This is a genomic window from Streptomyces sp. NBC_01283 (assembly GCF_041435335.1).
Taxonomy (GTDB): Bacteria; Actinomycetota; Actinomycetes; order Streptomycetales; family Streptomycetaceae; genus Streptomyces.
Window position 1 is genome coordinate 6,368,844 of record NZ_CP108430.1, and the last position, 26,670, is coordinate 6,395,513.

General features: G+C 72.0%; 19 protein-coding genes, 1 pseudogene and 1 riboswitch. Of the genes and pseudogenes, 8 read left to right on the top strand and 12 right to left on the bottom strand.

Going from position 1 to position 26,670, the window contains the following annotated elements:
• Positions 1 to 91: 91 nt before the first annotated feature.
• Complete coding sequence (gene proP / locus OG302_RS28800; protein ID WP_371529430.1) at positions 92 to 1,498, bottom strand: glycine betaine/L-proline transporter ProP; 1,407 nt, start codon at positions 1,496 to 1,498, stop codon at positions 92 to 94.
• A 514-nt stretch (positions 1,499 to 2,012) separates the two neighbouring features.
• On the opposite strand from proP, the gene OG302_RS28805 reads away from it, so the two are divergent.
• Positions 2,013 to 4,073: a bifunctional glycosyltransferase 87/phosphatase PAP2 family protein gene (locus tag OG302_RS28805; protein ID WP_371529431.1), complete on the top strand. Its 2,061-nt coding sequence runs from the start codon at positions 2,013 to 2,015 to the stop codon at positions 4,071 to 4,073.
• Here OG302_RS28805 and OG302_RS28810 read toward each other — a convergent pair.
• Positions 4,027 to 5,652, bottom strand: a complete 1,626-nt coding sequence (locus tag OG302_RS28810) for a hypothetical protein (RefSeq protein WP_371529432.1) — start codon at positions 5,650 to 5,652, stop codon at positions 4,027 to 4,029. The genes OG302_RS28805 and OG302_RS28810 overlap by 47 nt on opposite strands.
• 235 nt (positions 5,653 to 5,887) lie before the next feature.
• Positions 5,888 to 7,132, bottom strand: coding sequence for a cytochrome P450 (locus tag OG302_RS28815; protein WP_371529433.1), 1,245 nt, complete (start codon positions 7,130 to 7,132; stop codon positions 5,888 to 5,890).
• Positions 7,133 to 7,415: 283 nt separating this feature from the next.
• Here OG302_RS28815 and OG302_RS28820 point away from each other — a divergent pair, with 283 nt between their 5' ends.
• Complete coding sequence (locus tag OG302_RS28820; protein ID WP_371529434.1) at positions 7,416 to 8,585, top strand: steroid 3-ketoacyl-CoA thiolase; 1,170 nt, start codon at positions 7,416 to 7,418, stop codon at positions 8,583 to 8,585.
• 130 nt (positions 8,586 to 8,715) lie between these two features.
• Here the strand turns inward: OG302_RS28820 and OG302_RS28825 are convergent, their stop codons facing one another.
• The 7 genes from OG302_RS28825 to OG302_RS28855 form a co-directional block, all read right to left on the bottom strand.
• Complete coding sequence (locus OG302_RS28825) at positions 8,716 to 9,171, bottom strand: transglycosylase SLT domain-containing protein (RefSeq protein ID WP_361827583.1); 456 nt, start codon at positions 9,169 to 9,171, stop codon at positions 8,716 to 8,718.
• Between the two features lie 345 nt (positions 9,172 to 9,516).
• On the bottom strand, positions 9,517 to 10,350 hold the full coding sequence (locus OG302_RS28830; protein WP_371529435.1) for an ECF transporter S component: 834 nt from the start codon (positions 10,348 to 10,350) through the stop codon (positions 9,517 to 9,519).
• Positions 10,347 to 12,029 (bottom strand): ABC transporter ATP-binding protein, encoded by a 1,683-nt coding sequence (locus tag OG302_RS28835; RefSeq protein ID WP_371529436.1) that lies wholly within the window; start codon positions 12,027 to 12,029, stop codon positions 10,347 to 10,349. The genes OG302_RS28830 and OG302_RS28835 overlap by 4 nt, the downstream gene beginning before the upstream one ends.
• Entirely contained in the window at positions 12,026 to 13,195 is a 1,170-nt protein-coding gene (locus tag OG302_RS28840; protein WP_371529437.1) for an energy-coupling factor transporter transmembrane component T, read from the bottom strand. The genes OG302_RS28835 and OG302_RS28840 overlap by 4 nt, the downstream gene beginning before the upstream one ends.
• A 7-nt stretch (positions 13,196 to 13,202) precedes the next feature.
• Positions 13,203 to 13,871: an SCO2322 family protein gene (locus OG302_RS28845; protein WP_371529438.1), complete on the bottom strand. Its 669-nt coding sequence runs from the start codon at positions 13,869 to 13,871 to the stop codon at positions 13,203 to 13,205.
• Positions 13,868 to 15,085, bottom strand: a complete 1,218-nt coding sequence (locus OG302_RS28850) for a prenyltransferase/squalene oxidase repeat-containing protein (RefSeq protein ID WP_371529439.1) — start codon at positions 15,083 to 15,085, stop codon at positions 13,868 to 13,870. Before OG302_RS28850 ends, OG302_RS28845 begins: the two co-directional genes overlap by 4 nt.
• 123 nt (positions 15,086 to 15,208) lie before the next feature.
• A riboswitch (cobalamin riboswitch) is annotated at positions 15,209 to 15,343 on the bottom strand.
• Between the two features lie 38 nt (positions 15,344 to 15,381).
• Complete coding sequence (locus tag OG302_RS28855; protein ID WP_371529440.1) at positions 15,382 to 16,431, bottom strand: MBL fold metallo-hydrolase; 1,050 nt, start codon at positions 16,429 to 16,431, stop codon at positions 15,382 to 15,384.
• A gap of 213 nt (positions 16,432 to 16,644) precedes the next feature.
• Between OG302_RS28855 and OG302_RS28860 the strand changes: the two genes are divergently transcribed.
• The 6 genes from OG302_RS28860 to OG302_RS28885 all read left to right on the top strand — a co-directional run bounded on the left by OG302_RS28860 (position 16,645) and on the right by OG302_RS28885 (position 25,206).
• A complete protein-coding gene (locus OG302_RS28860; RefSeq protein ID WP_371529441.1) occupies positions 16,645 to 18,111 on the top strand; it encodes an aldehyde dehydrogenase in 1,467 nt (488 codons plus the stop codon).
• Positions 18,111 to 18,344 carry a ferredoxin gene (locus OG302_RS28865; protein ID WP_344521034.1) on the top strand — a complete coding sequence of 78 codons (234 nt, stop codon included), beginning with the start codon at positions 18,111 to 18,113 and terminating at the stop codon, positions 18,342 to 18,344. The genes OG302_RS28860 and OG302_RS28865 overlap by 1 nt, the downstream gene beginning before the upstream one ends.
• A gap of 227 nt (positions 18,345 to 18,571) precedes the next feature.
• Positions 18,572 to 21,199 (top strand): class III lanthionine synthetase LanKC, encoded by a 2,628-nt coding sequence (gene lanKC / locus OG302_RS28870; protein ID WP_371529442.1) that lies wholly within the window; start codon positions 18,572 to 18,574, stop codon positions 21,197 to 21,199.
• A 44-nt stretch (positions 21,200 to 21,243) separates the two neighbouring features.
• Positions 21,244 to 21,366: a SapB/AmfS family lanthipeptide gene (locus OG302_RS28875; protein WP_371529443.1), complete on the top strand. Its 123-nt coding sequence runs from the start codon at positions 21,244 to 21,246 to the stop codon at positions 21,364 to 21,366.
• Between the two features lie 127 nt (positions 21,367 to 21,493).
• Positions 21,494 to 23,221, top strand: a complete 1,728-nt coding sequence (locus OG302_RS28880; protein WP_371529444.1) for an ABC transporter ATP-binding protein — start codon at positions 21,494 to 21,496, stop codon at positions 23,219 to 23,221.
• Positions 23,218 to 25,206: an ATP-binding cassette domain-containing protein gene (locus OG302_RS28885; protein ID WP_371529445.1), complete on the top strand. Its 1,989-nt coding sequence runs from the start codon at positions 23,218 to 23,220 to the stop codon at positions 25,204 to 25,206. The genes OG302_RS28880 and OG302_RS28885 overlap by 4 nt, the downstream gene beginning before the upstream one ends.
• On the opposite strand, the pseudogene OG302_RS28890 reads toward OG302_RS28885, so the two are convergent.
• Both OG302_RS28890 and OG302_RS28895 read right to left on the bottom strand, forming a co-directional pair.
• A pseudogene (locus OG302_RS28890) lies at positions 25,132 to 25,374 on the bottom strand (LuxR C-terminal-related transcriptional regulator); the annotation flags it as partial. The gene OG302_RS28885 and the pseudogene OG302_RS28890 overlap by 75 nt on opposite strands.
• A 545-nt stretch (positions 25,375 to 25,919) precedes the next feature.
• Entirely contained in the window at positions 25,920 to 26,555 is a 636-nt protein-coding gene (locus OG302_RS28895; RefSeq protein WP_361827552.1) for a TetR family transcriptional regulator, read from the bottom strand.
• Between the last annotated feature and the right edge of the window lie 115 nt (positions 26,556 to 26,670).

Genomic DNA, 26,670 nt, shown 5'->3' on the forward strand with positions numbered 1-26,670 from the left:
GACCCCCGAAAGGATCGGCCTCACACGCCGGCCGGGCTGTAGGGGGGAAGTGCCTCAAGCGCCGGCCGGTCGAACGAACGCAACCCCAGGGCTACTTCTCCACCGCCGGGGGCGAGCCCGGCAGTGGGCGGCCCGCGCTCTCGCTCATGAACCACACCGCGATGCCGCCCACCACGGCCGCGGCCATCATGTAGTACGCGGGCATCATCATGTTTCCCGTCGCACCGATCAGCGCCGTCACCACCAGCGGTGTCGTGCCTCCGAAGACCGACACGGAGATGTTGAAGCCGATGGAGAGCGAGCCGTAGCGCACCTTGGTCGGGAAGAGGGCCGGGAGCGTCGAGGGCATCGAGGCCGTGAAGCAGACCAGGAGCAGGCCGAGTGCCGCCATGCCGAGGGCGATCGCCCAGAGCGAGCCCTGGCGGATCAGGAGCAGGGCGGGGACGGAGAGGAGCAGGAAGCCCGCGCAGCCCGCGGCGATCACCGGGCGGCGGCCCACCCGGTCGGTCAGCGCGCCCGCGAACGGCTGGACGCACATCATCAGCGCCATCACGGCGAGCACGACCAGGAGGCCGTGCGTCTCGTCGTACTTCAGCTCGCTCGTCAGATAGCTCGGCATGTACGACAGCAGCATGTAGTCCGTGACGTTGAAGACCAGGACCAGGCCCATGCACAGGAGCAGCGCCTTCCACTGGCCCGTGACCATGTCGCGCAGCCGCACCTTCGGGCGGGACTGCTCGTCCTTGTGTGCCTTGGTGAGCTCCGCGGCGAACGCCGGGGTCTCCTCCAGCTTCATCCGCAGGTACAGGCCGATCAGGCCCATGGGGCCCGCGATCAGGAAGGGGATGCGCCAGCCCCAGGAGAGGAGGTCCTCCGTGGAGAGGAGGGCCGTCATCAGGGTCACCAGGCCCGCGCCGCCGATGTAACCGGCGAGGGTGCCGAACTCCAGCCAGCTGCCGAGGAAGCCCCGCTTCTTGTCGGGCGCGTACTCGGCGATGAAGGTGGACGCGCCCGCGTACTCGCCGCCCGTCGAGAAGCCCTGCACCAGGCGGGCGACCAGCAGGAGGATCGGAGCTCCCACGCCGATGGACGCGTAGGAGGGGATCAGGCCGATCGCGAAGGTGCCCGCCGCCATCATGATCATGGTGAGCGCGAGGATCTTCTGGCGGCCGATGCGGTCGCCGAGCGGGCCGAAGACCATGCCGCCGAGCGGGCGGATCAGGAAGGCCGCCGCGAACGCGCCGAACGTGGAGAGCAGTTGGGCCGTGGGGTTGCCCGAGGGGAAGAAGACCTTGCCCAGCGTCACGGCGATGTAGCTGTAGACGCCGAAGTCGAACCACTCCATCGCGTTGCCGAGAGCGGCCGCTTTCACCGCCCGCTTGACCAGCGCCGGGTCGACGACGGTGACGTCCGCCGACGCGTCCGCGGACGGAGGGGCCTGGGTCTGCGGGGCCTGGGTCTGCGGCGCTACGGGTGCGACGGGGGCGGCTGCCGGCAAGGGTTCGCTCGCCTGCCTCTCGGTTGACTGCAAGGACAGGGCCGCCCGGCGAGGGGCGGCCCGCAGGCGACCATAGGTGTAGGCAGCATCATTACGTTCGGTGTCCGGCCGACCGCGCACCGCCCCGAAACCGCTGCTATCCAGGGCAAATGGTTCCGCTTCCGACAGTGGCCGGAAGGCGTTCTTGTGATCTATGTCGCGGTTCGCCCGGGGAACCGCCCCGCGGGGTGCGGGCCGTCGTTCCATGGACGAGCGTGGACAGAAGGTGTACGGACCGTGCAGATCACGTTGCCATGCGGACAAAAGGGCTGGTTGGGAAGTCTGCGCAAAAGCCGGTAGAAAGCGGTGTGGCCGCCAGGTGAAATGGAGGTGGTGCGCGTCTTACCCGAGGGCGTGAGTCCCGGGTCCGCACGGCGCATGCCGGAGGCGGCGGCGAACTCTCGGAGCCGACCGGACGTTGGGACCGAGCAGAACCGAACAGAGACGACGAGCGGGGCGGGAGGGCCGACGGCACGTGGCGAACGTTGAGCACGGAGGACCGGGAAATGCCTTTGGGACGGGGGTGCCCGGCACACCGAGGACGCGGATCGGGGCGGCTCGCGTCGCCCTCTGGCTGATCGCCGCCGTACTCGCGGTACGCCAGGCGGCCGTCGTCCTGCGTACGCCGAAAGGCGAGCGGCTCACCGACCTGGAGACCTGGATCGGCCCGGACGGCGTCCTGCATGTGACCGGCTCGTTCTACGACGCGGACAAGTTCACCGGTACGCCCTTCGCCGGGCTCGTGCTCAAGCCGTTCTCCCGCGCGGCCGAGCAGGCACTCGGCTGGGGCTGGACGTTCGGCACGCTGCTCCTGGTCGTGATCCTCGGCCTCGTCGTGGCCCGCGCCCTGCCGCAGCCCGTGGCCCGGCGCACCTCGCTGCTCGCCGCGCCCGTCGCGATCTGCCTCCTGATGCTGTCGCTCCCGGTGCGCAACACCCTGTATCTCGGCCAGACCAGCATCTTTCCCGTGCTCCTCGTCCTGCTCGGGTGCTTCGCCGTCCGGGGGGAACGCGCCAGCGGCATCCTGATCGGCATCGGGGCCGCGCTCCAGCCCACCCTGCTGCTGTTCGCCGCCCTCTTCTGGTTCACCGGCCGCAGGCGCGCCACGGCGTCCGCGGGCGCCACGTTCCTCGCCGTCACCGCGCTCGCCTGGGCCGCGATGCCGCACGACTCGTGGACGTACTGGATACACCACCTGGCGGGCGCGGGACTCGGCGCGAGCCCGGCCGGTCTCGCCAACCAGTCGCTGCACGGCGCCCTCCTCCGGTTCGGCCTCGAAGGGCCGCTGGAGATCGGGTTCTACGTCACCCTGAGCGTGGCCGTCGGCTGGCTCGGCCTGCGCCGCGCCGTCCGCTACGCCAAGGACGGCCAGCTGCTGCTCGCCGTGGCCATCACCGGCTGCGTCGCCGTCGCCGTGTCCCCGACGACCTGGCAGCACCAGCTCCTGTGGGTGCTGCTCGCGGTGGTCGGCCGGGTCGGCAAGAAGCAGTCCGACCGGTACATGTGGCCGGTGGCGGTCGTCCTGGTGTCGACGCTGCCCGCGAAGATGATGCTGCCGAACATGCCGGTCGTGGAGCCGATCCGCGACAACGTCGTCCTGATCGCCGCGCTCGCCGCAGCCACGGTCGTCCCGTTCCTGTCGCGTACGGCGGCGGCGTACCAGGCGCCCATCCCCACCGACTACGCCGCGCCCGTGCCCGCGCGCTGGAGCTGGGTGCCGCTCATCCCGTTCTGGCGGCGGGTCACCACCCGCCCGAACCTCCTCCTCGAACTCCTCCTGATCCGCGTCGGCTACTCCGCCTACCAGCAGGCGCGCCTCGCCGCGACGGGCGGCACCAACTCGGGCGGCCGGGCCACCGCCGAGCAGCACGGCGAGCAGGTCTACGCGATCGAGCAGTTCCTGCACATCGACATCGAGCACTGGGTCAACCACGCGGTGGTGAAGGTCGACTGGCTCAAGGAGTTCTTCAACTTCTACTACACGTCGTTCCACTTCGTGGTCCCGCTGAGCGTCCTCGCCGTCCTCTACGTCCGGCGCCCCGCCGACTACCGCTGGGCGCGCTCGGCCCTCGGCTTCGCGACCGTCCTCGCGCTCGTCGGGTTCTGGCTCTACCCGCTGGCCCCGCCGCGCCTCATGCCGGACCTCGGCTTCATCGACACGGTCCACGGCGTGCAGGACTTCAGCAAGCCGGAGTACGGCACGCTGACCGCGCTCACCAACCAGTACGCGGCGATGCCGTCACTGCACTTCGGCTGGTCGCTGTGGTGCGGTGTGGTGATCGTGGCCCTCGCGCCCAAGTGGTGGATGAAGGCGCTCGGCCTGCTGCATCCGCTGTGCACGGTCTCCGCGATCGTCGCCACCGGGAACCACTGGGTCCTGGACGCGGTCGGCGGCGCCACCGTCGTCGGCGCGGGCTTCGCCATCGGCTACCTCCTGGCCGGGCCCCGGGTGGGCCGCACCCTGAAGGTGGCGACGGGCGCGGAGCCGGTCATCGACATGCCGAAGGACTCGGCGAAGGACCGTACCCCGAGCTGATCCGGTACGTGCCGGGCGTGGGCACGCTGAGACGGGTGAACTCGCCGTGCCGCTTCAGGCAGGCTCCCTCCGCCCGAAGCCACGGCGAGTACACCAGGCGCAGCGTCACCGGCCCGCGTGTGGGCACCCGGACCGTCAGGTCCGAGCCCGTGGCCCGCACGACGGTCGCCGGCCTCGACACCATCGGCACCGCGTTCCTCACCCGGAACACCCGCCAGTTCGCGTCCCGCCACACCGGTTCGAGCCATTCGGGGCCGCCGGCGACCAGGGCCGCCTCGTCCTCGGCGAACCCGTCCGGCTTGCCCGAGGGCAGCACCACATAGCCGACCGCCCACTTGTCCAGCCAGGCCCGGTAGGTCGCGGCCGAGAAGGTCCCGTCGTAGAAGAGACGGCCGCGCTCGATGTCGAGCTGGCGGTTCCAGCCGCGCGCCATGTTCACGTACGGCGCCAGGGCCGTGGCCTCGCGGTGATTGCGGGCCGGGACCACCTCCACGCGCCCCCGGTCGGCGCCGAGCCGCTCCAGCTCCCGCACCACGCCCTGGGTGTCGGCGGCCCACTCGGGAACGGTCGTCGACACCGTCAGGTCGTCCACCGTCTTCTGCGTCACCCAGGCGGTGGACAGGACGAGGGCGACGATGAGCACGATGCGGCGTGCGCGGGTCAGCGCGGGCACCAGGAGGGCGCCGAGCAGCGCGGTGGGCGCGAGCAGCTCGGCGAGGCGCTCCACGTTCGTGCCGATCGGGGAGGGGATGAGATACGTCAGGACCGTCCCGGCCGCGTACACGGCCGCCCCCCACCGCAGCACCCGCCACTCGCGCGGAGCCGCCACGATGAGCGCGATACTGAACAGGACCGGCGGGAAGATCCGGTCGAACGGCATCAACTGCTCGCCGTTGAACGGGAAAAGCACGGTGGTCGCCCCCACGACGACCACCGGCGGCACGATCAGCGCCGCGGCCCGCCCCCAGTCGCGCACGAAGAAGAAGGCCGCGCCCGCCACCACCAGGAAGAGCCCCGCCACCGGGCTGGACATGGTGGCGAGCGCCGCGCACAGCACGGCGGCCCCCACGCGCCGCTCCCGCACGAGCACCAGGCACGCGGCGAACCCGAAGGCGATGCCGAGCGCGAACGTCGTACGCCCCGAGGCGACGTTGCACCACACCGCGAGCGAGGCGAGCACCGCGGGCCACAGCGGGCGCCGAAGGCCGGTGCGTTCGACGAGCGCGGCGACCAGCCAGGCACCGGCGACACCCGACACCACCGTCACCGTCTTCACGCCGACAGCGGCCATCAAGTAGGGGGAGATCAGGCTGTAGTTGGCGGTGTGCATGCCGCCGTACCAGAACAGGCCGTACGCGGACGCCCCGTGCTCGGAGGCGAAGCGCGCCCACGCCTCCTGGGCCGCCAGGTCGCCGCCGCCGGTGGCGAGGAACGCCGCCCACACCGCGTACAGCGGCAGCGTGGGCAGGGTGGCGAGGAGCGGGATCCGGTTGCGCCGGCAGAACTCCCGGAGGCTTCCCTTCCGCCCCGTGGGTGTGCTGCTGTCCGAGGGGGCGAGAGGAAGACCGGCGGAGACCACGGCAACCGTTTCCGTTCGAAGTCTTGGAGAGGCAAGGTTTGCTTCTCAAGACGCGTTAGGCAACGGGAACGTTGGCTCAGGCCACCTGATGGCCGGATATTCAGCCTGATGGCGCAGAGCTGACCTGCAGGTGGCCCACAGGTGGCGCACGGGGCCGTGGGCGGCCTGGGGGAGGCCCGGGGGAGGCAGGGGCAGGGCGTAGGAGGGAGTTGTCCCTGCCTCCCTGGCCAGCAGGTCAGCCTGTGCTGACCTGCAGTTCCTTGACTCCGTTCAGCCAGGCCGAGCGGAGCCTGCGGGGGTCGGAGACGAGCCGCAGTTCGGGCAGCGCGTCCGCGATGGCGTTGAAGATGAGGTTGATCTCCAGGACCGCGAGCGACTTTCCGAGGCAGAAGTGCGGGCCTCCGCCGCCGAATCCGAGGTGCGGGTTCGGGTCGCGGGAGATGTCGAACTTCTCCGGCTCCTCGAACACGTCGGGGTCGTTGTTGGCCGAGGAGTAGAAGATGCCGACGCGGTCGCCCTTCTTGATCCTCGCCTCGCCGATCTCGGTGTCCTGGGTGGCGGTGCGCTGGAAGGAGACGACGGGGGTCGCCCAGCGCACGATCTCCTCGGCGGTGGTATCCGGGCGCTCGCGCTTGAAGAGTTCCCACTGCTCGGGGTGGGTGAGGAAGGCGTGCATGCCGTGGGTGATGGCGTTGCGGGTCGTCTCGTTGCCGGCCACCGCGAGCAGGATGACGAAGAAGCCGAACTCGTCGGAGGAGAGGTTGCCTTCGTCCTCGGCGGCCACCAGCTGGCTGACGATGTCCTTGGCCGGGCACTCCTTGCGGGCGGCGGCGAGGTTCATCGCGTACGAGACGATCTCCATGGCCGCCTCGGCGCCGACCTCCTCGGTGATCGCGTACTCCGGGTCGTCGTAGGCCGCCATCTTGTTGGACCAGTCGAAGATCTTCGTCCGGTCGCCCTGGGGGACGCCGATGAGCTCGGCGATGGCCTGGAGGGGAAGTTCCACGGCCACGTTCGTGACGAAGTCGAAGGATCCGTCGGCCGCGGCGTTCGCCCGGGCCGTCTCGACGATGGAGCCCGCGCGGTTGCGCAGGGCGTCCTCCAGGGAGCGGATGGCGCGGGGGGTGAAGCCGCGCTGCACGATCTGGCGGACCCTCGTGTGCTGGGGCGGGTCCATGTTCAGCATGATCAGCTTCTGGACCTCGATCTGGTCGCGGCTGATCGTCTCGTTGAAGCGGATGACCGCGGTGTTGAGGTTGGAGGAGAACAACTCCGGGTGCGTGGAGACGTACTTGACGTCCGCGTGCCGCGTGACGGCCCAGTAGCCCGAGTCGTCGAAGCCGGAGATGCGCGGCGGCTGGGTGATCCAGCGCACCGGTTCCGTCTGCCGCAGCTGGGCGAACTCCGGGTGGGGCACGCGCTCTTGGAGCAGGTCGGGGTCGGTGAAGTCGAACCCGTCGGGCAGCGCTGGACAGGGCATCGGCAACTCCAGGAGTTCAGTTCTGGGTTCTGAGTCTCGGGCCGGGGTCCGGCCTCCTGATTCTGACGGTCCATCAGGAGATGCCCCGCAAGGTAGTAACGGGTTCTACAAGAGGCAAGGCCCTCGACGGCACGGCTTTCGTGCAGGTAGTGCGCAAGGTGCGTGCAAGCCCCTTGCGGTGCCGGGGTCGCGCTCAGCAGACTGCATGCAGAACTAGAACGCGTACTAGTTCTCCGCGTGGGTGCCGGGACACTCCCGCGGGATGTGGATGGAGAGGACGCCCATGGCCGCGGAACCTGTCATCGTCGAAGCCGTACGCACCCCCATCGGTAAGCGCGGCGGCGCGCTCGCCAATCTCCACCCCGCCTATCTGCTCGGCGAGACCTACCGCGAGCTCCTCGGGCGTACGGGCATCCACGCCGACTGCGTCGAGCAGATCGTGGGCGGGACGGTCACGCACGCCGGGGAACAGTCCATGAACCCGGCGCGCACGGCCTGGCTCACGATGGGCCTCCCGTACGAGACCGCGGCGACGACCGTGGACTGTCAGTGCGGCTCGTCGCAGCAGGCGAGCCACATGGTCGCCAACATGGTCGCGGCCGGTGTCATCGACGTCGGCATCAGCTGCGGTGTCGAGGCGATGTCGCGGGTGCCGCTGGGGTCGGGCTCCAAGCACGGCCCCGGCAAGCCGTTCCCCGAGGAGTGGAACGTCGACCTGCCCAACCAGTTCGAGGCGGCCGAGCGCATCGCCCGCAACCGCGGACTCACCAGGGAGAACGTCGACTCGCTCGGGCTCATCTCGCAGGAGCGCGCCGCCACCGCCTGGGCCGAGGAGCGCTTCAAACGCGAGACCTTCGCCGTCCAGGTCCCCACGACGGAGGAGGAGCAGGCCGGCGGGCAGGGCATGTGGCGGCTCGTCGACCGCGACGAGGGGCTGCGGGACACCACGATGGAAGGCCTGGAGCGGCTCAAGCCGGTGATGCCGACCGCCGTGCACACCGCGGGGAACTCCTCGCAGATCTCGGACGGCGCGGCGGCGATCATGTGGGCGTCGAAGCGGATGGCGCGGGCACTGAAGCTGAAGCCGCGCGCGCGGATCGTGGCGCAGGCCCTGGTGGGCGCCGATCCGCACTTCCATCTGGACGGGCCGATCGACGCGACGCGGGCGGTCCTGGGCAAGGCGGGGATGTCCCTGAGGGACATCGACCTCGTGGAGATCAACGAGGCCTTCGCGTCGGTGGTGCTGAGCTGGGCGCAGGTCTTCGAGCAGGACCTGGAGAAGGTGAACGTGAACGGGGGTGCGATCGCCATCGGGCACCCCGTCGGGGCGACCGGGGCGCGGCTCATCGCCACCGCCCTGCACGAGCTGGAGCGCCGCGACAAGGAGTTCGCGCTGATCACGATGTGCGCGGGCGGCGCGGTGGCCACGGGGACGATCATTCAGCGGCTGTGAGCGGTCTGCTGCCTGCTGCTTCCTCGCGTACGGCGAAGTGGCCCGCGTACGACGAAGGCGGCCACCCCTGGAGAGGGGTGGCCGCCTTCATGTGACTCAGGGATTCCTGTCGGCTCGGTCGGCTCAGTGCTCAGTACGAGCCGTTGGCCTGCCAGTGGTTCCAGGCGCCGACCGGGCTGCCGTAGCGGTCGTTCATGTAGTCGAGGCCCCACTTGATCTGGGTCTCGGGGTTGGTCTTCCAGTCCGCGCCGGCCGAAGCCATCTTCGAGGCGGGGAGAGCCTGGACCAGGCCGTAGGCGCCGGAGGAGGAGTTCGTCGCCTTCGGGTTCCAGCCGCTCTCGTGCTCGACGATCTTGCTGAACGCCTTGTACTGCGCGGGGTCCGGGATCATCTTCTTCGCGATCGCCTGCGCCGAGGAAGGAGCCGCAGCGGGGGCGGCGGCCGGAGCGGCGGCCTTCGCGGCGGTGGGGGCCGCGGCCTGGGCCGGACCAGCCATGAACACCATGCCGGTCGTGGCGGCGGCCAGAGCGGCACCGGTGAGGGCCTTCTTCGGGGTGGCGATACGGCGGAGGAGCGTGGCGGACAAAGCGTGGCCTTCCGTGGGGGACATGGTGTCGCGGGCATGCCGTGGGCCACGGGGGTGTGGCTGAGGGAATGCGTCGGGCCGTTGGCCTTGAGGCCTGAAGCGCCGTGCGACTCGATCCAGAGAAGCAGGGCCGCAACGCCTCCGCAATGACCCCTTTTACTAGTGGATGTCGCATGTGCGCGGAAGGTCCTCCGTGTGACGTGGCTCTCAATCACCAGGTCAGAAGGCGTTTTGACGCGTCCGCGTCATCAGAGATGATCTACGGCCCTGCTTCGTAGAGGACCTTGGTCCTGTGGGCCGCCTCACCCCGCTGGGACCTCCATGTAACGGAGAGCCCACGGCCGCCTACGCCTTCGGGCCCTCGAATGTGACCTGGGCCTCGAAGGCGGCACGGCGCGTGGCCCGGCGCAGCGCCTTCAGGACGGCGGGGCCGAGGGCGAGGCTCAGCAGGACGGTGACGACGGCCCGGGGGAGGTCCCAGCCGAGGGAGGTCGCCAGGCAGTACGCGATGAAGCGGCCGAGGTTCTCGCCGACGGGGTCACCGGGCACGAAGGAGACGCCGGTCGCGAGGCCGCCGAGGTAGGGCCAGCCCTGCAGATTCATGACGGTGCCGTACAGGACGGACGAGACGGCCCCATAGGCGGCGAGCAGCCACAGCTCACGTTTCCCGCGCAGGGAGTCCGCCCCCGGCAGCAGCCCCGCGCCCATGCAGACCCACCCCATGGACAGCATCTGGAACGGCATCCACGGCCCGACGCCACCGGTGAGCAGCGCCGAGGCGAACATGGACACGGCACCGAGCACGAAGCCGAACCCGGGTCCGAGCACCCGCCCGCTGAGCACCATCAGGAAGAACATCGGCTCGATCCCGGCCGTCCCCGCCCCCAGCGGCCGCAGCGCGGCACCGGCAGCGGCGAGCACCCCGAGCATCGCGATGGCCTTGGCGTCGAGACCGACGTCCGCGATGGTCGCCACGACCACGGCGAGCAGCAGCGGCAGCAGGGCCGCGAACAGCCACGGCGCGTCCTGGGCGTGCGCGCTCAGCCCCGAGTCCCCGCCCGCGATGAGCGGCCACCCGAAGGCCACGACACCGACCGCGCTGACGAGCGCGAGGGCGCCGACGGAGCGCGGGCCCAGGCGGATGGGGCGGGCCTGGCGGGCCACGGGGGAGCTGCTCACGCGACCCCACCCCCGGCGCCCAGCGCGTCCCGTACCTCCGTGACCGTCAGCCACTTCTGCGGGGCCAGGATCTTGGTGGTCTGCGGGGCGAAGGACGGGGAGGAGACCACGATGTCCGGGGTCGGGCCGTCGGCGACGATCTCCCCGTCGGCGAGGATCGCCACCCGGTGGGCAAGTTCCGCCGCCAGTTCCACGTCGTGCGTGGCCAGGACGATGGCGTGCCCCTCGGCGGCGAGGCCGCGCAGGAGCGTGACAAGACGGGCCTTGGCCGCGTAGTCGAGGCCACGGGTCGGCTCGTCCAGGAGGAGCAGGGGAGGGCGGGCCGTCAGGACGATCGCCAGCGCCAGGGTGAGGCGCTGGCCCTCGGAGAGGTCGCGGGGGTGCGTGTCGTCCGCGATGCCCGGGAGCAGCTCGGTGACCAGGGCGCGGCAGGTGCCGGGGTCCGCCGCCGCGTCGTGGTCGGCCGCCGCGCACTCGGCGGCCACCGTGTCCGCGTAGAGGAGGTCGCGGGGCTCCTGGGGGACCAGGCCGACGTGCCGGATCAGCTCGCGCGGGCCGGTGCGGTGCGGGATCGCGCCGCCGACGCGGACCGAGCCCGCCGCCGGTTCGAGCAGGCCCACCAGGGTCGAGAGGAGCGTGGACTTCCCGGCGCCGTTGCGGCCCATCAGGGCCACGGTCTCGCCCGCGCGGACGGTGAGGTCCACGCGGCGCAGGGCTTCCACACGGCCCCGGCGCACGGCCAGACCGGAGACGCTCGCGGCTGCTTCTGGCGCGTCCGCCTGCGTGCGTCCACGGAGCCGGGCCCAGCGTGTCGCCGGGCGCGCGTCGGGGTGCGGGACGGCGACCACCTCCCGGGGCGCGGCCGTGGCCAGGCGTTCGCGCAGCGCGCCCGCCCTGCGCCGGGCGTCCCGCACCGTCAGCGGCAGCGGGGACCAGCCCGCCAGGCGGCCGAGGCCCACCACCGGCGGGTAGACCGGAGAGCGGGCCATCAGCGATGCGGGGTCCCCGAGCACGGGCGGCTCGCCCGGCGCCGCGAGCAGCAGCACCTGGTCCGCGTACTGCACGACCCGTTCCAGGCGGTGCTCGGCCATCAGGACCGTCGTGCCCAGGTCGTGCACGAGGCGCTGCAGTACGGCCAGGACCTCCTCGGCGGCTGCCGGGTCGAGGGCGGAGGTCGGTTCGTCCAGGACGAGGACCTCGGGGTGCGGGGTGAGCACCGAGCCGATGGCGACGCGCTGCTGCTGGCCGCCGGAGAGCGTGGCGATGGGGCGCTCGCGCAGATCGGCGAGGCCCAGCAGATCCAGGGTCTCCTCCACCCGGCGGCGCATCACGTCGGGGGCGAGCCCGAGCGACTCCATCCCGTACGCCAGCTCGTCCTCGACCGTGTCCGTCACGAAGTGCGAGAGCGGATCCTGGCCCACCGTACCGACGACATCGGCGAGTTCACGCGGCTTGTGCGTACGGGTGTCGCGCCCGGCCACCGTCACCCGGCCCCGCAGAGTGCCCCCGGTGAAGTGCGGGACGAGGCCGCTCACCGTGCCGAGCAGTGTCGACTTGCCGACCCCGGAAGGGCCGACGAGGAGCACCAGCTCGCCCTCGGGCACGGCGAGATCGACCCCGCACACGGTGGGCCTTTCGACCCCTTCGTACGTCACGGAGACATCCTCGAAGCGGATCATGAGGGCTCCTTGGAGCGAGCGGGGGCGCGGACAGGGGCGGCGGAATCGGCGGGCACCGGTGCCACGAAGGCGGGGAGCAGTCCGACCAGGACGGCCGCCGCGGGCCACAGCGGCAGGGCCGGTGCCGTCAGGGGGACCACCCCGGGGTGCAGGGCGGCAGTGTCGTAGGAGGCGGCCCAGATCGTCAGGCCCGCCACCGCGATCCCCGACCCGGCGACGAGCCAGGCGCGCACGCCCCAGGGGTCGGGGCGGTAGCGGGTGCGCACGGAGCGCCGGCCGCCGAGGCGCAGTCCGGCGAGCGCGGCGAGCAGACCGGCGGCCAGGACGGGCAGGCCGTAGCCCGTGCCGTCCGCGGAGAGCAGCCCGTACGTACCGGCGCAGACGCCCATCAGGCCGCCGAGCGTCAGGACCGCCGTCGCCCTGCGCACCCCCGCGGGCACCGGCGCGCTGCGGCCGAAGCCCCGCGCGTCCATCGCGGCGGCCAGGGCGACCGACCGCTCCAGGGCGCCCTCCAGGACCGGGAGCCCGACCTGGAGCAGCCCCCGGATGCCCCGGTCCGCGCGCCCGCGAAGGCGCCGCGCGGCCCGCAGGCGCTGCACATCCATGATCAGGTTCGGTGCGAACGTCATCGCCACGACGATGGCGACCCCCACCTCGTACAGCGCGCCCGGCAGCGACTTGAGCAGCCGCGCCGGACTGGCGAGGGCGTTCGCGGCGCCCACGCAGATCAGCAGACCCGCCAGGCGCACCCCGTCGTAGAGCGCGAAGAGCAGCCCCTCGGCCGTCACCCGGCCCCCGATCCGCACGCCCTTCGCCCAGTCGGGCAGCGGCACCTCGGGGAGCGTCATGATGACGTGCGTACCGGGGATGGGGGAGCCGAGGACGACGGCGAAGACGAGCCGGATCGCGATCACCACGAGACCCAGCTTCACGAAGGCGCCGTACGACCGAGCCCACGGCGCCGACGTCCTGCGCGCCGCCACGACATAGCCCGCGACGCCGATCAGCATCCCGAGCAGCAGCGGGTTGGTGGTGCGGGACGCCGCGACGCCGAGCCCGAGCGCCCACACCCACCAGGCGCCCGGGTGCAGCGCGTTGCTCCGGTGCGCCTCGGGGGCGAGGCGCCGCCGCAGCGCACCGGGAGCGGTGCTCGGGTGATCGGTCATCGTGCGGTCAGCCGCGTCGGCGGCGTGCCTGCCAGACGGCGGCGCCGCCGAGCAGGGCGATGGCGGCCACACCCGCGATCAGACCGACGGAGGGGCCACCGGAGTCGCCGTCCTTGTCGCTCGCCGTCCGGTCCTGCTTCTTCCCGGACTCCCCGTCGCCCGAGACCTGTTCGCCGCAGCCGGACTTCGGGAAGTCCGCGATGGCGCACAGCAGGGCGTTGCTGTCGTAGCGCAGGGGCTTGGCGACCGCGGCCAGCGCGTCGGCGCTGGTCGCGTCGTCCGCGACCCGCGCGCATGCGGTACGCGGCTTCGGCGGGGTCTCGCCGTCGGGGGCGTCACCCGGCGTGCCGAAGTCGATGACCAGGGCGATCCGCTTGCGGTCGTCCTTGGCGGGGGTCTTGGCGCAGATGGTGTCGAAGTCCGCGGCGCCGCGCGGCTTCGCGGCGTCCTTCGAGTCGGCGGACACGGAGAACCGGAAACCCTGCACGGCCCCGTCGTCGGGGCGTGCGGTGCTCGGCCCCTGGGTCGCGTACGCCCACGTGGAGCCGTCCCGGTCCCAGAAGGACCAGTAACGGTAGCCGGCGGCCTGGGCGGGGGCGGCGGCGAGGACGCCGGACAGGGCGGCGACGAGCGCCCCGGTCACCAGGCGCCCGCACCGCACGCGACCCCGCGTCACGGCTGCTGCTTCTTCTTGTTGCCGCTGTACAGGAAGCCGATGCCGGCACCGGCGACCAGACCGACACCGATGATCCACCAGACGCTGACGCCACTGTCGTCGTCGCTGTCCTTCTTCTCGTCGGCGGCCTCGGTCGCCTGCGGGGCCGGGCCGGTCGCGTTGAGCTGCTTGACCAGGTCCGCGCCGCCGAAGTCACGCGGGTCCAGGCCCGAGGCGCGGGCGGCGAAGATCAGCTGGGCGTACGCGGCCGGGCCGGACTTCTTGGCCCAGTCGGCGGAGTTCTTCGACAGCCACTCGGCGGACTTCTTGGCCTGCTCCGGCTGGCCGGCCGCGGCGAGCGCGAGCACGGAGTCCGCGGTGTTGCCCAGGTCGGGCATGTTCTTGGCGCCGGGCATCGACGACATCAGGTGGTCGTCGCCCTTGGCGAGGGTCTTCAGGAGGTAGCCGGTGCCGTTCGAGGCCGCCTGCTCGGCGGTGTCCGCCTTCTCGCACTTCGGGGCGGCGGCCTTCTTCCCGGCGGGGTCGACGACCAGGCCCTTGCCGTGGGCGCCGAGCACACCGGCCGCCGTGGCGTCCGCGTTCGGCGAGAGCTTGCCGGACTTGGCGTCCGCGAGGCCGAAGGCGCCGCCGTCCTTGTCACAGCTCATCGAGAGCGCGGGCAGCGCGTCGTAGGGGGACTTGCCGCTCTGGGCCTTCACCGACTGCGGCTTCTCGCCCGCCGCGGCGAGGGCGCCGATCACGATGCCGGTCGAGTTGGCGTCGGAGGCCATGCCGGGGCTGTAGCCCCAGCCGCCGTCCTTGTTCTGCACCGACTTCAGCCAGTCGACGCCCTTGCCGACCGCCTTCTTCTGACCGCCGAGCGCGGCCAGGGCCTGCACGGCGGATGCGGTCGCGTTGCTGTCGAACATCGTCTTGGAGTCGCACGGCTCACCCGCGTCGGCGCGGTATGCGGCGAAACCGCCGCTCTCGCACTGCTGCCCGGTGAGCCAGTCGACGGACTTCGCGGCGGGCTTCACACCGGCCGAGTCCTGGGCGAGCAGGGCGTACGACTGCCGGAACACCCCGTCGAACTTGGGATCCGCGTCTCCGTAGAGCCCGGAGGGGAGGGCTGCGGAAGGCGACGGGGACGCGCTGTCCGCGAAAGCGGCCGGGGCGGCGGCCGAACCGATCACGGCGACGGCGGCCAGGACCGCTGCGCTGCGGCGAACGTTCATGATGCGGCGGGTGCCTCTCCCTGCGGGGGAGCGGGGCAGCACGGGCGCGTGCGGGCACGGGCACCGGGCGGCTCCGGCTCCGTATACCTCGACGGTGCCGTTCATCGGGGGCCCCGATGAAGCGAGCCGGTCATGCTCGGTACCGGGCATTCCGGCTCACCGCTGGACGCGGTACACGGCTGCGGGTCAGCGCCGGATTCGCACCGGCTTTCCCCCGTACGGGCATGATGACGACGGGGTCACTCTACCGGCCCGTAGGGGGAGCGGTCCGGGGTGCCCGCCTCCCGGGCCGCAGGTCACACCGCCCGGTAGCGCACCGGATCGTGGCCGACCGCCTCGGCACGCCCCAGCTTCACCAGACGCCGCACATGGGCCTCGGCCTCGGAGACCGCGATGTTCCGCGAGCCGTAGCGGATCTGGGCCCAGGGGCGGTTCCACTCCATCTGCTCGGCGAGCTGCCAGGGCGTGAGCGGCTCGGCCAGGAGGGCGAGCAGGTCCGTCAGACGCTCCTCGTGGTGGGCCAGGATCTCCCGCACACGGGCCGGGGCGTCGGCGAACGCGTACTGGTGGGCCGGAAGCACCTCGGCGGGGCCCAGGCGGCCGATGCGCTCCAGGGAGTCGAGGTAGTCGCCGAGCGGATCGGTGACGGTCTCGTCGTCGGGGTCCTCGTACAGGCCGATGTGCGGGGTGATCCCGGGGAGCAGATGGTCGCCGGAGAACAGCCGGCCGTGGCCCGGCAGCCGCGCCGGGTGCTCCTCCTCCAGGTGCAGGCAGACGTGGCCCGGGGTGTGGCCGGGGGTCCAGATCGCGCGGAGCCTGCGCCCCGGCAGTTCGAGGAGCTCGCCGGGGGCGATGCCGCGGTCGGGGAGCGCGGCGGCGAGGCCGGGCAGCCGGGGCGCGCGGCCCGCGTCACGGGCCGCCACCAGGGGGGCCAGGTGGTCGGCGGGGGCTCCGGCGGCCGTCAGCTTCTCCACCATGTAGTCGAACCAGCGCTCGGGGGGCCCGGTCCGCGTACGGCGTACGACCGACGCGTCCGCCTCGTGCATCGCGATCCACGCGCCGGACGCCTCGCGGACCTTGGCGGACAGACCGTGGTGGTCGGGGTGGTGGTGGGTGATGACGACGCCGTGCACCGCGTCGGCGGACGTGCCGCAGGCGGTGAGGCCCTCGGCGAGGGCGTCCCAGGACGTGGGGTCGTCCCAGCCCGTGTCGATGAGGACAGGGCCGGCGTCCGTGTCCAGGAGGTGGACCAGGGTGAAGCCCAGGGGGTTGTCCGGGATGGGGACCTTGATGCTCCACACGCCGCCGCCGTGGTCGGTCGCCTTCGGATCGGTCACCTGCGTCATCGGGCACCCTCGCCTCTCGTCGGCTGCACGGCCACGACCACGGCCGTCGTCACCATAACTAGAACTAGTTCCAATGATCGCCCAAGTCGACTGTTTCGACAGGTTACTTGCATCTCGCTCTCCGTGGACTACTGGAACTAGAACTGGTATCAGTTCTGAAACAGTGTCAGAAAGCGTGCCGCGCAGGCGGAATCCCGCAGGAGGCAGTCAGCCATGACCGAGCTCGTGGAACACGGACAGCTTTTTATCGGCGGGGAGCTGGTGGACCCCCTCGGCAAGGACGTCATCGAGGTGGTCTCGCCGCACACCGGCCAGCTCTTCGCGCGTGTGCCGCACGCGGCGCCCGCCGATGTCGACCGGGCCGTCGCCACCGCGCGCAAGGCGTTCGAGGAGGGCCCCTGGCCCCGGATGACGCTCGACGAGCGGATCGAGGTCGTCACGAAGATCAAGGACGCGTTCGCCGTACGGCACGAGGAGATCGCCCGCGTCATCAGCTCCGAGAACGGCACCCCGTACACGGCGAGCGTGATGGTGCAGTCCCTCGCCTCGATGATGGTCTGGGACTCGGCGCTCACGGTCGCGAAGAACTTCACGTACGAAGAGGCGCGCGACGGAGCCCTCGGCAAGATCCTCGTACGGCGCGAGCCGGTCGGTGTGGTGGCGGCCGTGGTGCCGTGGAACGTCCCGCAGTTCACCGCCGCGGCCAAGCTCGCGCCCGCGCTGCTCGCCGGGTGTCCGGTGATCCTCAAGACCTCGCCCGAGACGCCGCTCGACGCCTACATACTCGCCGACATCGCCCATGAGGCAGGGCTGCCGAAGGGCGTGCTCTCGATCCTCTCGGCGGACCGCGAGGTCAGCGAGTACCTCGTCGGGCACCCCGGCGTCGACAAGGTGTCCTTCACCGGTTCCGTCGGCGCGGGCAAGCGCGTGATGGAGGTCGCCGCGCGCAATCTCACGCGCGTGACCCTGGAGTTGGGCGGCAAGTCGGCCGCCGTGATCCTGCCGGACGCGGACGCGTCGGCGGCGGTCGCCGGCATCGTCCCCTTCGCCTGGATGATCAACGGCCAGGCGTGCGTGGCCCAGACCCGCATCCTCGTGCCTCGCTCGCGCTACGACGAGTTCGCCGAGGCCTTCGCCGCCGCGGCGTCCGCGCTCAAGGTCGGCGACCCGCTCGACCCGGAGACCGAACTGGGCCCGCTCGTCGCCAAGCGCCAGCAGCAGCGCTCGCTCGACTACATCCGCATCGGCCAGGAGGAGGGCGCCAAGATCCTCGCGGGCGGCGGGCGTCCGCCCGGGTTCGACGACGGCTGGTACGTCGAGCCGACGCTCTTCGGCGGCGTGGACAACTCGATGCGCATCGCCCGCGAGGAGATCTTCGGCCCGGTCATCTGCCTCATCCCGTACGGCGACGAGAGCGAGGCCGTGAAGATCGCCAACGACTCCGACTACGGGCTCAGCGGCAGCGTGTGGACGGCGGACGTGGAGCGCGGTATCGACGTCGCGCGCCGGGTGCGCACCGGGACGTACTCGGTGAACACCTTCAGCCTCGACATGCTCGGCCCGTTCGGCGGCTACAAGAACTCCGGTCTCGGGCGGGAGTTCGGGCCCGAGGGGTACGGCGAGTACTTCGAGCACAAGATGATCCACCTGCCCGCGGGCTACGAGGGGACGGGTGCCTGATGGGTGACCGCTGGCACGTCGAGGTGGACCGGTCGGTCTGCATCGGCTCCGGGATGTGCGTGATCACGGCGCCGGGCGGCTTCGCGCTCGACTCCGCCCGTCAGTCGCACCCCGCGGATCCCGAGACCGACGCCAACGAAAAGGTGCTCGAAGCGGCCGAGGGGTGCCCGGTCGAGGCGATCACGATCACGTTGTCCGGAAGTGGTGAGGTCGTCTTTCCGCCGGAGGACTGACGGGATTCGCCCCGCGGGCCGACCGGGTTCGCTCTGGCAACGGGATTTACTTCCGTGATGCGATCCGCGCTGGTTTGTGCGGTTCCTATGTGCTTTATGTGCGCTCGAACGGGTGCGAACAGGACTTTACCCATGCGTTCTGCATACCTGATCGATGACATCCGTGACTGTCCGTCCCCTTTGCGGCCTGGAACTGTCGGACCCAGACGACATGGGGAGAGGACGACGTGGACAAGCGGTACGAGGTCTACTGTCTGGCCGACAGGCACTTCTACGAGACTCCGGACCGCTTGTCCGTGGGCAAGAACGCCCCTGAGTTCGAGACGGCGCGGCGCCCGGTCCCGCAAGGGTGGCTGTCGGCCCGCGAGGGCGACTGGCTGACCTTCGTCCCGCTCGGCGACGACGGGCGCGCACGTCCCGCGCCGCAGCAGGGCTGGAAGATCCACGTGTCCGCCACGCTGGAGAACGCGGACCGCATAGCCGCCGCCGTCCGCGAGTACTGCGTCCCGCGCGCCGTGCCCTTCAAGTTCATCGCGGGGCCGCACCTGCTCCACCTGCGCAACAGCAAGTACGCGGGACGCGACGGCAGCGGCAAGTTCGCGACGCTCTACCCGTCCGACGAGGATCAACTTCACGCGATACTCAACGAGTTGGGCAAGACCCTCGAAGGATGCGAGGGGCCCTACATCCTCACCGACCTGCGCTGGCAGGAAGGGCCGCTGTACGTCAGGTACGGCGCCTTCACCCGCCGCATGTGCGTCAACGAGCGCGGCAGTCTCGTGCTCGCCGTCGAGGACGACCAGGGCCGCCTCGTCCCCGACTCGCGCGACCCGGCCTTCAAGGTCCCCGAGTGGGTGACGCTGCCGCCGTTCCTGGAGGCGCAGCTCGCCGCGCGCAACAACACGACGGTCGGCGACCTGCCGTACCGCATGGAGAAGGCGCTGCACTTCTCCAACGGCGGCGGGGTCTACGCGGGCACCGATACCCGGGACGGCCGCAAGGTCGTCCTGAAGGAGGGCCGGCCGCACGCGGGCCTGGCATCCGACGGGGCCGACGCCGTGGCCCGCCTGGAGCGCGAACGGGGCGCGCTGGAGAAGCTGGCGGGTCTCGGTGTCGCGCCCGAGGTGCGCGACTGGTTCGAACTCGGCGGCCACCGCTTCCTCGTCATGGACTTCCTGGAGGGCAGCACCCTCAACTCCTTCTTCGCGGACCGGCATCCGCTGCTCGTCAGCGAGCCGGACCCGGACGCGGTCGCCTCGTACACGGCCTGGGCGCTGCGGATGCACCGCGCCGTCGAGGAGGCCGTCGCCGCCGTGCACGAGCGGGGTGTCGTCTTCAACGACCTCCACATGTTCAACATCATGGTCGCGCCCGACGAACAGTCCGTCTCCCTCCTCGACTTCGAGGCGGCGACGCGGGTGGGAGAGGGCGGCCGCCAGGTCGTGGCCCACCCCGGCTTCATCGCACCCGCCGACCGCGAGGGCGTGGACGTCGACCGCTACGCTCTCGCGTGCCTGCGGCTCGCCCTCTTCCTGCCGATCACCACGCTCCTCGCCGTCGACCGGGGCAAGGCCGCCCACCTCGCCGCGGTGATCGCCGAGCAGTTCCCCGACATACCGCGGGAGTTCCTCGACGAAGCCGTGGCGGAGATCGAGCGCGGCGGACGGGACCGGGCCCGCGCGGCGGGTGCCGCGAAGCCGGTGACCGGGCAGGCCGCACCGCTCGTCGACGTCGCCGACTGGCCGTACAGCCGGGACTCGATGGTCAAGGCCATCCTCGCCTCGGCCACCCCCGAGCGCGACGACCGGCTCTTCCCCGGCGACATCGCGCAGTTCACCGACGGCGGCGGGCTCGGCCTCGCGCACGGCGCGGCCGGCGTGCTGCTCGCCCTCGCCGAGAGCGGCGCCGAACGCTACGAGGAGGGCGAGCGCTGGCTCCTGAAGCACACCGAGCCCGCACCGCCCGGCACACCCCTCGGACTCAACGACGGCCTCGCGGGCATCGCCCACGTCCTCGAACGCCTCGGCCACCGCACCCGCGCGCTCGACCTGATGGAGCTCGTCCTCCGGGAGAACTGGCAACGGCTCCCCTCCGACCTGGACGGCGGCCTCGCCGGACTCGGCCTCGCCCTCGACGCCCTCGCGCACAGCACCGGCGAGGAGGCGCTCGCCCAGCACGCCCTGCAGGCCGCGCAGGTGATCGGTGAGCGGCTGACCTCCCAGAGCCCGCCGAAGGGACGGCCACGGGCCGGTCTGCTGCACGGCGACACCGGCCCCGCACTCCTCTTCCTGCGGCTCTACGAGAGGAACGGCGACCCCGCGCTCCTCGACCTGGCGGCACGGGCCCTGCGCGCGGACCTCGCCCGGTGCGTGGCACGGCCGGACGGCAGCCTCGGGGTGGACGAGGGCTGGCGCACGATGCCGTACCTCGGCGACGGCAGCGTGGGCATCGGGATGGTCCTCGACGACTACCTCGCGCACCGGGACGACGCCGGGTTCGAGGCCGTGCGGCCGGGCATCCTGTCCACCGCGCGCTCACGCTTCTGCGTACAGCCGGGCCTCTACCAGGGGCGGGCCGGATTCCTGCTGCACCTCAACCGCAGCACCGCGCCCGGCATCACGCCCGAGGACGTCCCCGCGCAGATCGAGGGACTCGGCTGGTTCGCGATGCCGTACGCCGGCCAACTCGCGTTCCCCGGCAACCAGATGCTGCGCCTTTCCATGGACCTGCACACCGGAACGGCGGGCTGTCTTCTCGCCCTCGCCGCCGCCCTGGGGGACGGCGGAGCACACGTCCCCTTCCTGCCGCCGCTCAGGCGGCCCCAGAGCCGGTCCCGCCACGCGGCGGGGTCGTGACACCACCCATAGGACAACTACGTCCCCAAAAGAGAGGGAAGATCATGGCGCTTCTCGACCTGCAGAGCATGGAGTCCGACGAGATGACCGGTGGCGGCGGCGGTGGCGGCAGCCAGGTGAGCCTGATTGCTTGCTGGAGCGCCGCCAGCGTGCTGCTCTGTCTGTGACGCTGGCCCGTGCCTGACCGGCACGGTTCGTGAGGGACCGGGCGGTGCCTCTCCCCAGAGGCACCGCCCGGATCCATCCATGCCACGGACGCCCCACGGACACGAGGACTGCGAGGACCCGGACCGCATGGCGACCACGACCACCCGTCCTCCCCGGCCCGAACACGACGCGGGCCTGCTGAAGGCGGCGACCCGGCACAGCGCGGCCCGTTGCGCGGCCCTCGCGCTGTGCAGCGTCGCGGGGGCGGGCGCGAGCCTCTTCCTGCCGTTCGCGATCGGCCGCGCACTCGACGCCGTCCTCGCGGGCCACGCGGCCGGTCACGTCGGCGCCGACGCCACCCGCTGGATCCTCGTGTGCACGGCGCTCATCGCCGTGAGCGCACTCCTCGACGCCTGCGACGGCGTCCTCACCGGAACCACCAACGCCCGTACGACGGCCTGGCTGCGCGGCCGTGTCGGACGCCATGTGCTGGCCGTCGGACCACGCGCCACCGCGCGCTTCGCCCCCGGCGACCTGGTGGCCCGCCTCATCGACAACGCGGCACACGCGGGCGTCGCGCCCGCCACGCTCGCCGCGCTCCTCGCCGCCCTGGTCGCGCCCGTGGGCGCCGTGGTGGCCCTCGCCCTGATCGACGCCTGGCTGGCCGTGGTGTTCATCGCGGGGGCGCCCGTCCTCGTCCTGCTCCTGCGCTGGTTCGTGCGCGTCTCCTCCGACTGCGTGGCGCGCTACCAGCAGGTCCAGGGGGACATCGCGGGCCGGCTCGGCGAGGCGATCGGCGGCGCCCGGACCATCGCCGCCGCGCACACCGAGGACAAGGAGGCCGGGCGCGTCCTGGACGCCCTGCCCGAACTCTCCCGTCAGGGCCACCGGATGTGGACGGTCCAGGGCCGCTCCCAGGCACAGGCCGTCGCGGTCGCACCCCTCCTGCAGCTCGGGGTCATCGCGGTGGCGGGCCATCTCGTGCTCCAAGACCGCATCAGCGTCGGTGAGTTGCTCGCCGCCTCCCGGTACGCGGTGCTCGCCACCGGGATCGGCATGCTCGTCGGACAGCTCGGCGCGCTGGTACGGGCCAGGGCCGCGGCGCGCCGCCTGGGCGAGGTGCTCACCGAGCCGGAGACCTCGTACGGAAACGCGGAGCTCCCGCCCGGATACGGCGAGTTGGAGCTACGCGGAGTGACGGTGATCCGCGGCGAACGCACCGTTCTCGACGGCGTCGACCTCACGGTGCCGCCGGGCGGCACGCTCGCCGTGGTCGGGCGTTCAGGCGCGGGCAAGTCGCTGCTCGCGTCCGTCGCGGGCCGGCTCGCCGACCCCGACGAAGGGGACGTACGCCTCGACGGCGTCCCGCTGCGTTCGCTCCGCCGCGAGGAACTGCGCCGCGAGATCGGCTACGCCTTCGAGCGGCCCGCGCTGCTCGGCACGACCCTGGAGGACACGATCGGCTTCGGCGCCCCGCGCCCCGCGCCGCCCCGCATCCGCGACGCGGCCCGCGCGGCACACGCCGACCCCTTCATCACCCGCCTCCCCGACGGCTACGCCACACCCTGCACGGAGGCGCCCCTCTCCGGGGGTGAGGCCCAACGCCTGGGTCTGGCAAGGGCGTTCGCGCGCGGCGGGCGGCTCCTGATCCTGGACGACGCGATGTCGAGCCTGGACACCGTGACCGAACACCACATAGCCGAGGCCCTGCTCCACCACACCCCGCACCGCAGCCGCCTGATCATCGCCCACCGCGCGGCGACGGCGGCCCGCGCGGACACGGTGGCGTGGCTGCACGACGGGCGGATACGGGCGGTGGGGACGCACGCGGAGCTGTGGGAGCGGGCGGAGTACCGGGAGGTGTTCGGCGCGTGAAGGTGTCCTCCGGCGCTCCTGAGCCGCTCTCCCCGGCCCCGCAGCCGGCCTCCCCGCCTGCCCCGCCGGGCCCCTACCGCCGAGGTGTCCGCTTCCTCTGGCGCAGGTGGCCTGTGGTGCTGCGGCTCGCGCTCTGGTCCGTACTGGAGACCGGGCAGACCTTCCTCACCGGGTACGCCCTCGCCCGCGCCCTGGACGACGGGTTCCTCGCGGGGGACGAGGCGGTGGGCCTCGGGTGGCTCGGTGCGGCCGGGCTCGGTGTGGTCGTGGCCGCCTACGGCACGGGGCGTGTGTACCGCGCGGTCGCCGATCTGGTGGAGCCGCTGCGGGACACCCTGGTACGGCAGGTCGTCGGCCGGGGGCTGCGGGACGCGGACAGCGCCTCCGTGTCCCGGCTCACCCAGCAGGTGGAGATCGCCAGGGACACGTTCGCGGGCCTTGTCCTCGTGTCCCGCTCGTTCCTCTTCACGGCGACGGGCGCGCTGATCGGCCTGTTCTCGCTCGCCCCGCTGCTCCTCCTGGTCGTCGCGCCGCCGTTGCTCGCCGGTGTCGGCCTGTTCGTGGGGAGCCTGCGCCCGCTGGCACGGCGCCAGGAGAGGTTCCTCGTCGCGGACGAGGGCATCGCGGGTCAACTCGGCGCGATATCACCTGGATTGCGGGACGTCGCGGCTGCGGGCGCCGAGCAGGACGTCGCCGAGGACCTGGACCGGGGCATCGCCACGGAGTACGCGGCGGCCCGTTCCCTGGCCCGCTGGGGCGTCCTGCGGACAGCTGCCCTCGCGACCGGCGGCCAGCTCCCGCTCGTCCTTCTCCTCGTCACGGCCCCCTGGCTCCTGAACCGCGGGGTGACGCCGGGCGCCCTGGTCGGGGCGATCGCCTACGTCGCCCAGGCGCTGCTCCCGGCCCTGCACAACCTGATCCACGGCCTGGGCACGAGCGGCGCCCGCCTGGCCGTCGTCCTGCGCCGCCTGGCGTGGACCCCGCAGGCGGCGTTGTCCGGGCCGGGCGGGGCAGAGGCGGACGGGGGCGCGGGCGGGGGTGCGGACGGGGACGTGCAAGGGGGGCCCGCCTCGGCTCCCGTTCCGGCCCAGGCCCCCGCTCCCGCCGACGCGCCCGCCCTCCAGCTCTCCTCCGTCACCTTCGCCTACGGCCCCCGCGCCGAGCCCGTCCTGCGTGACCTGTCGCTCACCGTCCCGCGAGGCGGCCATCTGGCGGTCGTCGGGCCCAGCGGCATCGGAAAGTCCACCCTTGCCGGGCTCGTGGCCGGTCTCCTTGAGCCCGGCGGCGGCGCGGTTCGCGTGGGCGGGCGGTCCGTGCGGGGGCGACAAGCTGTCGGGCGGCGGGTGTTGATCCCGCAGGAGGCGTACGTCTTCAGCGACACGGTGCGCAAGAACCTGGAGTATCTGCGGGCGGATGCCGTCAGCGATGCGGAGCTGCTGGCCGCCGCGCAGGCCGTCGGGCTCGGGGCGGTGATCGAGCGGCTCGGCGGTCTCGCCGCGGAGGTCGACCCCGCCGCGCTCTCGGCGGGCGAGCGCCAGCTCATCGCGCTGACCCGCGCCTATGTCTCGTACGCTCCCCTCGCCCTGCTCGACGAGGCCACCTGTCACCTCGACCCGGTGGCGGAGGCCCGCGCCGAGCGGGCCTTCGCGGCGCGGCCGGGCGGCACCCTCGTGGTGATCGCCCACCGCATCAGCTCGGCCCGCCGCGCCGACCGCATCCTGGTGATGGACGGCACGCACACCCTGTGCGGCCGCCACGAGGAGCTGCTCGGGAGCTCCTCCCTCTACCGTGAACTCTCGGGCAACTGGGGCCCGGTGAACGGGTCGTCACACCCAGCCCTCGCCGCGCGAGATCCGTATGGCGTCGATCCTGTTGCGGGCCCCGGTCTTGCGGGTGATCGCGGCCATGTAGTTGCGCACCGTCCCGTTGGTCAGGTGCAGGCGGTGCGCGATCTCGGCGACGGGCGCGCCCCCGGCGGCGAGTGAGAGCACCAGTAACTCCCGGTGCGTGAGCGGCATCTGAGCTGCCTTCAGGAATCCGAAGCCCAGTGACTCGTCCACGAACCGCTCGCCGGCCGCCACCTTCCTGATCCCGGCGAGCAGCCGGTCCGGCGGGCTCGCCTTGTCCACGAAGCCGAGGGCGCCCGCCTCCATGCAGCGCCGCAGCAGCCCCGGCCGGCTGCCGGACACCAGGACGAGGAGCGGGCAGCCGAGGCCGCCGCTCACGGGATGGGACTGCTCCCCGAACTCGGCGGACGCGTACGCCGTGTCGCCGTCCGGGTCCACGACGCAGACGTCGGGAAGCACCGCACCCGTACGGTCGCGGGCGTTGTGCCACGGTGCATGGAACACCTCCAGGTCCGGCTCACGGGCGAGACGTTCCGCCAGGGCCGATCGCAAAAGACAGGCGTCGTGCACGAGAAGTACCCGCGTCACGCTTCGCTCCTCCAGGTTCCAGCTCCGGTCCCGATGGCTTCGTACAGCACGCAGACCATTAATAGCCGCGCCGACCGCCGTGTGTACGCGGAGAACTGGCCAAGCGGGACCAGGAGAGGCTCAGGGGCGCAATTGCCAGGTGGTTGTGCGCCCCCCATGCACCGATTGAGGGGTTGCGGGAAGCGTTGGCCAGAGGGATGTGTGACGGGTCCTGGGGTCCGAGGGGCGGGCTGTGCGGCCTGGGGGGCGGGCCTGGAACGGGTTTACGCGCTCTCGGGGGACGTCAGGTCGATCAGGCGGCACACCATCTCGATGTCGATCTTGACCTGTGCGATCGAGGCCCGCCCCGAGAGCCAGGTGATCAGCGCCGAGTGCCAGGTGTGCTCGATGACCCGGACCGCCGAGAGCTGCTCGGGGGTCGGCGCGTCGGCCAGGCCCATCGCGTCCAGGATGATCGCGGTGGTCAGCCGCGAGACCGTGTCCACCTCGGGGCTCACGGAGCGGTCGGCGAAGGTCAGCGCCCTGACCATCGCGTCCGCCAGGTGCGGCTCGCGCTGCAGGGCACGGAAGGCCCGCATCAGCGTCTCCGCGCACCGCTCGGCGGGTGTCTCGCCGGCGGGCGGGCGCTTCCGGATCGTGGTGTGCATGTGCTGCAGCTGGTCCTGCATGGTGGCGACCAGGAGATGCACCTTGGAGGGGAAGTAGCGGTACAGCGTGCCGAGGGCGACGCTGGACGACTCGGCGACCTCGCGCATCTGCACCGCGTCGAACCCGCCCCTGCTCGCGAGTTGGGCGCTGGCGTGCAGGATGCGGCGGCGGCGCGCCTCCTGCCGTTCGGTCAGGGGCGGCGACGCCGGATCAGCTGCTGCGACTTCCGCTGCCTTGGCTTCCGCTGTCATATGTCCCGTTGTTCCGTCGTCCCGTTACGGTCACGTGGTCGGCCAGCATGGCAGGGCACCCGCCGTGGCGCGAATCACCTGATCCGGGCCTTACAGCGCGGCTACCTGCCGGTAG